Raw genomic sequence first — 7,549 nt, forward strand, 5'->3', positions numbered from 1 at the left:
GATGAGCGATAACTATTTTATTCACCGGCAAAACTTGAATTTTTATTGCAGCGCGGTCCATGGCGATGACCTGCCACCGGCGGATCAGTTGCAGGCCCTCAGCGCCGAGCAATACCAGCTCTTCAGCCAAGTGGCCGGCGCTGCCGTGGCAGGCAAAACCCTAGGCCAGGATGCCGACGGCAATGTGCAGGTTATTGATCGCCCGGCGCCTAGCGCTGACGAACTGCGCCTGCGCTTAGAACGACTTATCGACTATGCCGCCGACAAATTGCGGCGCCAGCTCACCGGCGATCCGCTACGCGCCGTGGAGTACGAGCAAGCCCGTGTGGAGGCCGAGCAATTCGTGGCCGCCGCCTATCAAGGTGACGTGCCCAGCATGGTTGCCGCCTGGGCGATCGCGCCGCGCACCGCGCAAGAAGCCGCCGATGAAATTCTGCGCAAAGCGGCCAACTACCGCAGTGTGTTCGAGCAACTGCGCACCCTGCGCTTGGCCGCCAAAGAGCAGATTCGCCAATACATCAAAGAGGCTCAACTCGACCAAGCGCAGGCCTTTACCGATGAGGCGGTGAAGAACCTTGAGCAGTTACCGACGCAGCTTGATCTGGACTTTTAGAGCACCTCAGCGCTCAGCAACCCGCCGTTGCCTGAGCGCGCAAACGCCTGTAGCACCGCGCGCTACAGCCGCAAACACTCGCACCCCATGGGCGTGCCCGGCACGCTCAGCACTCACTGAACCCTAGGCCCAACCCCGCAGGAGCTTCACCATGCCAGCCGATTATCATCACGGCGTCCGCGTTATCGAAATCAATGAAGGCAGCCGCCCTATTCGCACCGTCGCCACCGCCGTGGTCGGTTTGGTCGCGACAGCCGCCGATGCCGATGCCAGCGTCTTCCCGCTGAACAAACCGGTACTGCTTACCGACGTCCTGACGGCCAGCGGCAAGGCCGGCACCAGCGGCACCTTGGCCAAAGCCTTGGCCGCGATCGCCGACCAAGCCAGCCCGGTCACCGTCGTGGTGCGCGTTGAAGAAGGCAAAGATGCCACCGAGACCACCACCAACGTCATTGGCGGCGTCACCGCGACCGGTCAGTACACCGGCCTCAAAGCCCTGCTGGCCGCCGAGGCACAACTGGGCGTCAAACCTCGCATCATCGGCGCGCCGGGTCTCGACACACCGGCCGTAACCGCTGAACTGGTGGCTATCGCCCAGCAGCTGCGCGGTTTTGCCTACGCCAGCGCGTGGGAAAGTGCCAACGTCAGCGAAGCGATCCTGTACCGCAAAGGTTTTGGCGCCCGTGAGCTGATGCTGATCTGGCCGGACTTTATCAGCTGGGACAACCTCACCAACAAGGACGCCCCGGCCAGCGCCGTAGCCCGTGCCCTGGGCCTGCGCGCCAAGCTCGACGAACAAGTCGGCTGGCACAAGACCCTGTCCAACGTCCCGGTCAATGGTGTCACCGGCCTGAGCAAAGACGTGTTCTTTGACCTGCAGAGCCCAGAGACCGACGCCGGCCTGCTCAACGGCAGCGAAGTGACCACCTTGATCCGCCGCGAAGGCCTGCGTTTCTGGGGCTCGCGCACCACCTCCAGCGACCCGCTGTTTGCCTTCGAGAACTACACCCGTACCGCTCAAGTGCTGGCCGACACCATGGCCGAAGCGCACCTGTGGGCGATCGACAAGCCGATGCACCCAAGCCTGGTGCGCGACATCGTCGAAGGCATCAACGCCAAGTTCCGCGAGTTTATCCGCCAGGGTTATCTGCTCGGTGGTGAGTGCTGGTACGACGAAGCCGCCAACGACAAGGACACCCTCAAGGCCGGCAAGCTGTACCTGGACTACGACTACACCCCTGTACCGCCACTGGAAAACCTGCTGCTGCGCCAGCGCATCACCGATCGTTTCCTGGTTGATTTCGCCGCCCGCGTTAACGCCTAAACCCATTGATACGCGCAGCTAAGGCTGCGCTAGGAGAGCCCATCATGGCCCTGCCCAAAAAGCTTAAACACATGAACCTGTTTAACGACGGCAACAGCTACTTAGGCGTTGCCCAAAGCGTCACCTTGCCGGTGCTGTCACGCAAGCTCGAAGCGTGGCGCGGCGCGGGTATGGAAGGCCCGATCAAAGTCGACCTCGGTCACAGCGACGACGGCCTGCAACTGGAATGGACCTTAGGCGGTTGGGATCTGCTGGCCGTGCGCCAGTTTGCCGCGATCCAGGTGGATGCTGTGCAACTGCGTTTCGCCGGCTCCGTACAGCGTGACGACACCGGCGCGGTCAGCGCGGTGGAAATCGTCGCCCGTGGCCGTCATGAAGAAATCGACTTTGGCGATGCCCAGCCAGGCGAAGACACCGAGCACAAAATCACCACCGCCCTGAGCTACTACAAACTCAGCGTGGATGGTCAGGTGCTGATCGAAATCGACCTGCTCAACTTCGTCTATATCGTCGACGGCAATGACCGCCTCGCCGAACACCGCAAAGCCATTGGCCTGTAACCCTCGCCCGCTAAGGAGTTCCCCATGGCCAAGGCCGAAACCGTTGTTAACCCCAATGAAGTCGTCATCCAGCTCGACACGCCCCTGGTGCGTGGTGAGCAACGGGTCGACAGCCTGAGCCTGCGCAAACCCTTAAGCGGGGAATTGCGCGGCGTCAGCCTGATCGAGCTGGTGCAGATGGATGTGCTGGCGCTGCGCAAAGTGTTGCCACGCATCAGCTCGCCGATTCTCAGCGAGCCTGAGGTCAACAACATGGACCCAGCCGATCTGCTGGCCTGCGGTGTGGCTATCGCTGGTTTTTTGTTGCAGAAGTCGGCGAAGGACCCTGCCCTCGCTGTGTAGAAGACGCCATGGCCGATCTGGCCATGGTGTTTCATTGGTCGCCTGCCGACATGAACACCCTCACCCTTAACGATCTGATGCAATGGCAGGAGCGGGCCAGAACACGCTGGGAGCATGCGCATGGCCATTGACACCCAACTGCAGTCGTTGCGTCAGGCCATCGACCGCACCCTGGCCCCGCTGCGTGGGGTTAGCCGCAGCAGCGATGCCTTAATCCGCAGCCATGGCGACATTATCCGCAGTAATGCGGCACTGATCCGCAGCCATGGCAACGTTAACCAAAACCTGCAAGCGCTGCGCAAGCAACTGACGGCTGTGCCCGGTAAGCCAGGCGCGGCCGCCGGCGTGGCCTCACGCAGCCTGCCCACGGTGGATGCCGCCGCGGTGCGGCAACCGCTGCTGGCGATCATCCAGCGCACCGCGAGCGCGCAAACCGCGACCAATCAACTCAAGGCTGCACAACTCAATAGCCAAGGCCAGCTGGGCGCTGATTTTCCAGCGCTCAACCAACTGGCCACGCGCCTGGGCGAGCAGTTACCGGGTAATACGGCGGACTATCAGGGCCTGCTGCGCAGCCTGCAGCAACAAGGGCTGAGTAGCCAAGCCATCCTCGGCGGCAGCGCTGAGGCGGTGGCCTATATGGCCGTGCAGTCCGATCAACCCTTAGCGCAGGCGGCGGCCAACGCCGTGCAACTGCAGCGCGCCACCGGCAGTCGCGACAACGAGTTGTTGCCGCTGTTGGATAACGCCCAGCGCGCCGCCAACTTAGGGCTTTCGGGCGATGAACAATTACGCAGCTTTCAACAGCTGCGTCCGCTCTTGGCCAGCTTGCCGCAACAAGGCGTGCAGGCAGCCACCAGCTTCACCCCGCTGCTGCTGATGCTCAAGCAAATCGGCAGCTCGGGCGAGGCTGCCGGGCAAGTGCTCGGCACCCTGCTACAAGGCGCCCAAGACCCTGGGCGCGTGCAAGCCGCGCAACAGCAACTGCAAGGGATGAATGCGGGCTTCAGCCTCAACTTCAGCAATGCCCAGGGCGATTTTGCCGGCGTTGAGACACTGCTCGCGCAGTTGCAACAGCTCCAGGGTTTAACCGGCGAGCAGCGCGGCAGCGTGTTGCAGACCCTGTTCGGCGATGACAGCGGCGACTTACAAGGCATCCAGCAGATGCTTGAACAAGGCCTCGGCGGCTACCAGGCGATCAGCGCCAGCCTCGCCCAGCAGGCCGACTTACAAAGCCGGGTCAACCTGCAACTGGACAGCCTGGCCAACGTCATGCAAACCGCCCAGGAACGCTGGGACACCACCGCTGCGGACATCGGCACCACCGTGGAGCCGCAGCTGAAGAGTCTGCTGCGCGATTTAACTGACCTCGCCAGCGCCGTCAGCGCCTGGGTCAAAGAACATCCGCAGCTCACCGCCCTGCTGGTTAAAAGTGTCGCCGCCCTGGCGCTGCTGGCCAGCATTGTCAGTGCCGTGGCTCTGGCCATCAGCACGGTGTTGCTGCCCGTCGGCTTGCTGCGCAGCGCCTTAGGTTTACTCGGCCTGCAAGGCGGCACGCTGCTGACTTGGGTGCGTCAGTTGGCGGCGTGGTTAGGCTCAGTGCTGGGCCGCGTGTTGCTTAGCTTAGGCGGGCAACTGTTAAGCCTGGCCAGCACCTTACTGCCGCTGCTGGGCACCGCCCTGAGCGGTTTGATGAGCCTGATGCTGCGCTTGGCCAGCAGCGCACTGCCCATGGTCGGCCAGGCGATCATGCTGATCGGCCGCGCCCTGCTGACGAACCCGATCATCGCCATCGTGGCCTTGATCGCCGCAGCCGCCTATTTGATTTATCAAAACTGGGAGCCGATCAAAACCTTCTTCCTCGGCTTGTGGGAAGAGCTCAAAGCCGGCTTCAGCGGCACCCTCGGTGATTTCTTCAGCATGCTGCTTAACTTCAGCCCGCTGGGCATGTTCTACCGCGCCTTTGCCGCCGTGATGAACTACTTCGGCTTTGAGCTGCCGGGCAAATTCAGCGAGATGGGCGGCCAGTTGATGCAAGGTTTAGTGCAAGGCATCACTAACGGCTTAGCGGCCGTTAGCGCCGCCGTCAGCAACGCCGCCGACAGCACCGTGCTGTGGTTTAAAGAAAAGCTCGGCATCCATTCGCCTTCGCGGGTCTTCGCCGAACTGGGCGGCTTCACCATGGCTGGCCTTGAGCAAGGCTTGCTGGCCGGGCAAAACGGCCCGCTGCAAGCTGTCAGCAGCCTGAGCAAACAACTGCTGGCCGCCGGCAGCCTGGCCCTGGCCGTCAACGGCCCGGCACTCGCGCTGGACACCCGCGCGCCGCTCAGTGCCAACGTCAGCGCGCTCACCAGCAGCATCAGCAGCCCCAGCGCCGCACCGGTGATCACCATCAACCTCTACCCCAGTGCGGGCATGAATGAGCAACAGTTGGCGCAGATGGTGGGCAACGAAGTGGAAAAACGTCTGCAGGCCCAACAAGTGCGCCAGCGCAGCTCATTTATTGATCAAGACTAAAAGGAGTTGCGCCCATGATGATGGCCCTTGGCATGTTCGTGTTCAGCCTGGAAACCCTGTCCTATGAGAAATTCAGCCGGCAAACCGGCTGGCGCCACAGCCCAACCCAGCGTATCGGCACCAACCCGGCGCACCAGTTTCTCGGGCGCGACAACGACAGCCTGACCCTGCCCGGCTCCCTGCTCGCGGGCACTGGCGGCCAGCCGATCAGCCTCGATGTGTTACGTCAGATGGCCGACAGCGGCAGAGCCTGGCCCTTGGTGGAGGGCACCGGGCGCGTCTATGGCCTGTGGGTGATCGACAGCCTCAGCGACGATCGCAGCCTGTTCTTCCCCGACGGCGCCGCGCGGCGCATCGACTTCAGCCTTAAACTGACCCGCATCGACGATGGCCGCCTCGACCTGCTTGGCGCCATCGCCGGCAGCCTAGGCGGACTGATACGGGGTCGGCCATGAGCAACGAGCAAGACTATCCACGGCCCATCTATCGCCTATTGGTGGATGGCCGCGATATCAGCCAACAAGTTGAAGCGCGCCTGATCAGCATCACCCTGCTCGATAACCGCAGCCTGGAAGCGGACCAACTGACCATCGACCTCAGTGACCACGACGGCCTCCTCGCCATCCCCCCACGCGGCGCTGAGCTGCAACTGTGGCTGGGCTGGAGCAACACGGGGCTGACCGATAAGGGCACCTATATCGTCGATGAAACCAGCCACAGCGGCGCGCCCGATAGCCTCAGCATCGTCGCGCGCAGCGCCAACCTGCGCAGCGATTTCAAAGTCAAACGTGAACGCAGCTGGCACGCCACCACCTTAGGCGCGGTGCTGCGCAGCATCGCCGCCAGCCACGGCCTGACCCCGGTGATCAGCAGCGACCTGGCCGCGATCAACATTGTCCACCTAGACCAGGCCAACGAAAGCGATGCCAACCTGCTCGCCCGTCTGGGCGAGCAGCACGATGCCGTCAGCACCGTCAAAGCCGGCCATTTGCTGTTTATGCGCGCAGGCCGGGGGCAAAGCGCCAGTGGCCTGTTCTTGGCCGAAGTGACCTTGCACCGCAACGATGGCGACCAGCACAAATTCAGCCAGCCTGATCGCAACCAATACACCGGCGTGAAAGCCTATTATCACGACCTCAACAGCGCGCAAAAAAAATCCGCCATCGCCGGCGACCCCACCACCGTCCAAGAACTGCGCCACCTCTACGGCAGCGCCGAAGAAGCGCAAAGCGCCGCCAACGCCCAACTGCAAAAACTCAAACGCGGCAGCGCCAGCTTGACCTTCATGCTGGCCAAAGGCCGCCCGGAACTGCACCCCGAACAAAGCTTCTACGTGCTGGGGATTAAAGACTCGATCAGCGCCATCAAATGGCTGGGCAAAAAACTCACCCACAAATTCACCGCCACCAGCTTCACCACCACCCTGGACCTGGAAAGCCAAATCATCGACGACAGCGTCGACAGCCTCGCCGAAAAACCCACCACCCCCTAAGGCACCAACCCGCCCGTATTCGGAAATGCACCAATCCCACCCACAGTCCGTGGGGTGCATGTCGGGGCGGTGCGGTATTAGCGGTTGCTGGAGGCGGTAAACAGGTCGACTTGGCGGCGGGCGATTTCTTCTTTGCGCACGGCTTTGATGATTTTGTACACCCATTGCAGCGACACGCCGAATTCGCGGGCCAGTTCGCTTTGGTTGTGGCCGTTGAATTTGTCGTAGACCTGGCGATCGCGGCGGCTCAGGCGGATCGAGAGGCCCATGGGGAAGTAGATATTTTGCCCGCCCCAGTGCGCGGCCATGCGTTCGGCGACGGCGCTGGCGACTTGTTCGGCGTGGCTGGCGTCCAGGGCCGTCAGCTCGGCCAGGGCATGGGCCACATGTTGGGTCAGATCGAGCAGCAGTTCGGGGCTTTTGCTACGGAAATCGCTCATAAATATCTCGTGATCGTCAGGCCCTGGGGGCGTACAAAAGGGAACAAACGTTAGCCGCGTGGCGGGGTTTAGGCGTGTAGGCCGCAGCACGTTGCACGCCGCGTTTGCGCTGATGGGCTGGGCCGGAATAAGCCCCGAGCCAAGCCGTGGCTGATGTTCCCTTGCGCCGTAGTGGTATTAACGCGCGTGCCGTTGTAGCGGCATGCGGCACAGTAGCCGTGGTGCTACGACTGAGCACCAGCGGTGCAAGCGCCTGTGCGA

At 62.3% G+C, this 7,549-nt stretch carries 9 protein-coding genes; 8 read left to right on the plus strand and 1 reads right to left on the minus strand.

Annotated elements, in window-relative coordinates:
- The first annotated feature begins 1 nt into the window (after position 1).
- From NTD81_RS09880 to NTD81_RS09915, 8 genes are all read left to right on the plus strand, one after another.
- Positions 2 to 613 (plus strand): phage tail protein, encoded by a 612-nt coding sequence (locus NTD81_RS09880; protein WP_262182021.1) that lies wholly within the window; start codon positions 2 to 4, stop codon positions 611 to 613.
- 151 nt (positions 614 to 764) lie between these two features.
- Complete coding sequence (locus tag NTD81_RS09885; protein ID WP_262182022.1) at positions 765 to 1,937, plus strand: phage tail sheath protein; 1,173 nt, start codon at positions 765 to 767, stop codon at positions 1,935 to 1,937.
- Positions 1,938 to 1,981: 44 nt separating this feature from the next.
- Positions 1,982 to 2,497, plus strand: coding sequence for a phage major tail tube protein (locus NTD81_RS09890; RefSeq protein WP_262182024.1), 516 nt, complete (start codon positions 1,982 to 1,984; stop codon positions 2,495 to 2,497).
- 24 nt (positions 2,498 to 2,521) lie between these two features.
- Complete coding sequence (locus tag NTD81_RS09895; RefSeq protein ID WP_262182025.1) at positions 2,522 to 2,839, plus strand: phage tail assembly protein; 318 nt, start codon at positions 2,522 to 2,524, stop codon at positions 2,837 to 2,839.
- Positions 2,840 to 2,847: 8 nt separating this feature from the next.
- Entirely contained in the window at positions 2,848 to 2,970 is a 123-nt protein-coding gene (locus tag NTD81_RS09900; RefSeq protein ID WP_262182027.1) for a GpE family phage tail protein, read from the plus strand.
- Positions 2,960 to 5,356, plus strand: a complete 2,397-nt coding sequence (locus NTD81_RS09905) for a phage tail tape measure protein (RefSeq protein WP_262182030.1) — start codon at positions 2,960 to 2,962, stop codon at positions 5,354 to 5,356. The genes NTD81_RS09900 and NTD81_RS09905 overlap by 11 nt, the downstream gene beginning before the upstream one ends.
- A 14-nt stretch (positions 5,357 to 5,370) precedes the next feature.
- Positions 5,371 to 5,811: a phage tail protein gene (locus NTD81_RS09910; RefSeq protein ID WP_262182032.1), complete on the plus strand. Its 441-nt coding sequence runs from the start codon at positions 5,371 to 5,373 to the stop codon at positions 5,809 to 5,811.
- Entirely contained in the window at positions 5,808 to 6,848 is a 1,041-nt protein-coding gene (locus NTD81_RS09915) for a contractile injection system protein, VgrG/Pvc8 family (RefSeq protein ID WP_262182034.1), read from the plus strand. The genes NTD81_RS09910 and NTD81_RS09915 overlap by 4 nt, the downstream gene beginning before the upstream one ends.
- 77 nt (positions 6,849 to 6,925) lie before the next feature.
- Here the strand turns inward: NTD81_RS09915 and NTD81_RS09920 are convergent, their stop codons facing one another.
- Positions 6,926 to 7,288 carry a Mor transcription activator family protein gene (locus tag NTD81_RS09920; RefSeq protein ID WP_262182036.1) on the minus strand — a complete coding sequence of 121 codons (363 nt, stop codon included), beginning with the start codon at positions 7,286 to 7,288 and terminating at the stop codon, positions 6,926 to 6,928.
- Positions 7,289 to 7,549 lie beyond the last annotated feature (261 nt).

The sequence above is a fragment of the Pseudomonas sp. 5P_3.1_Bac2 genome, assembly GCF_025465995.1.
Classification (GTDB): Bacteria; Pseudomonadota; Gammaproteobacteria; order Pseudomonadales; family Pseudomonadaceae; genus Aquipseudomonas.

Bases quoted from the DNA above. Each gene is read 5' to 3' on its own strand.
- NTD81_RS09880 (WP_262182021.1), top strand. From the start codon at position 2: ATGAGCGATAACTATTTTATTCACCGGCAAAACTTGAATTTTTATTGC.
- NTD81_RS09905 (WP_262182030.1), top strand. From the start codon at position 2,960: ATGGCCATTGACACCCAACTGCAGTCGTTGCGTCAGGCCATCGACCGC.
- NTD81_RS09885 (WP_262182022.1), top strand. From the start codon at position 765: ATGCCAGCCGATTATCATCACGGCGTCCGCGTTATCGAAATCAATGAA.
- NTD81_RS09895 (WP_262182025.1), top strand. From the start codon at position 2,522: ATGGCCAAGGCCGAAACCGTTGTTAACCCCAATGAAGTCGTCATCCAG.
- NTD81_RS09890 (WP_262182024.1), top strand. From the start codon at position 1,982: ATGGCCCTGCCCAAAAAGCTTAAACACATGAACCTGTTTAACGACGGC.
- NTD81_RS09910 (WP_262182032.1), top strand. From the start codon at position 5,371: ATGATGATGGCCCTTGGCATGTTCGTGTTCAGCCTGGAAACCCTGTCC.
- NTD81_RS09920 (WP_262182036.1), bottom strand. From the start codon at position 7,288: ATGAGCGATTTCCGTAGCAAAAGCCCCGAACTGCTGCTCGATCTGACC.
- NTD81_RS09900 (WP_262182027.1), top strand. From the start codon at position 2,848: ATGGCCGATCTGGCCATGGTGTTTCATTGGTCGCCTGCCGACATGAAC.
- NTD81_RS09915 (WP_262182034.1), top strand. From the start codon at position 5,808: ATGAGCAACGAGCAAGACTATCCACGGCCCATCTATCGCCTATTGGTG.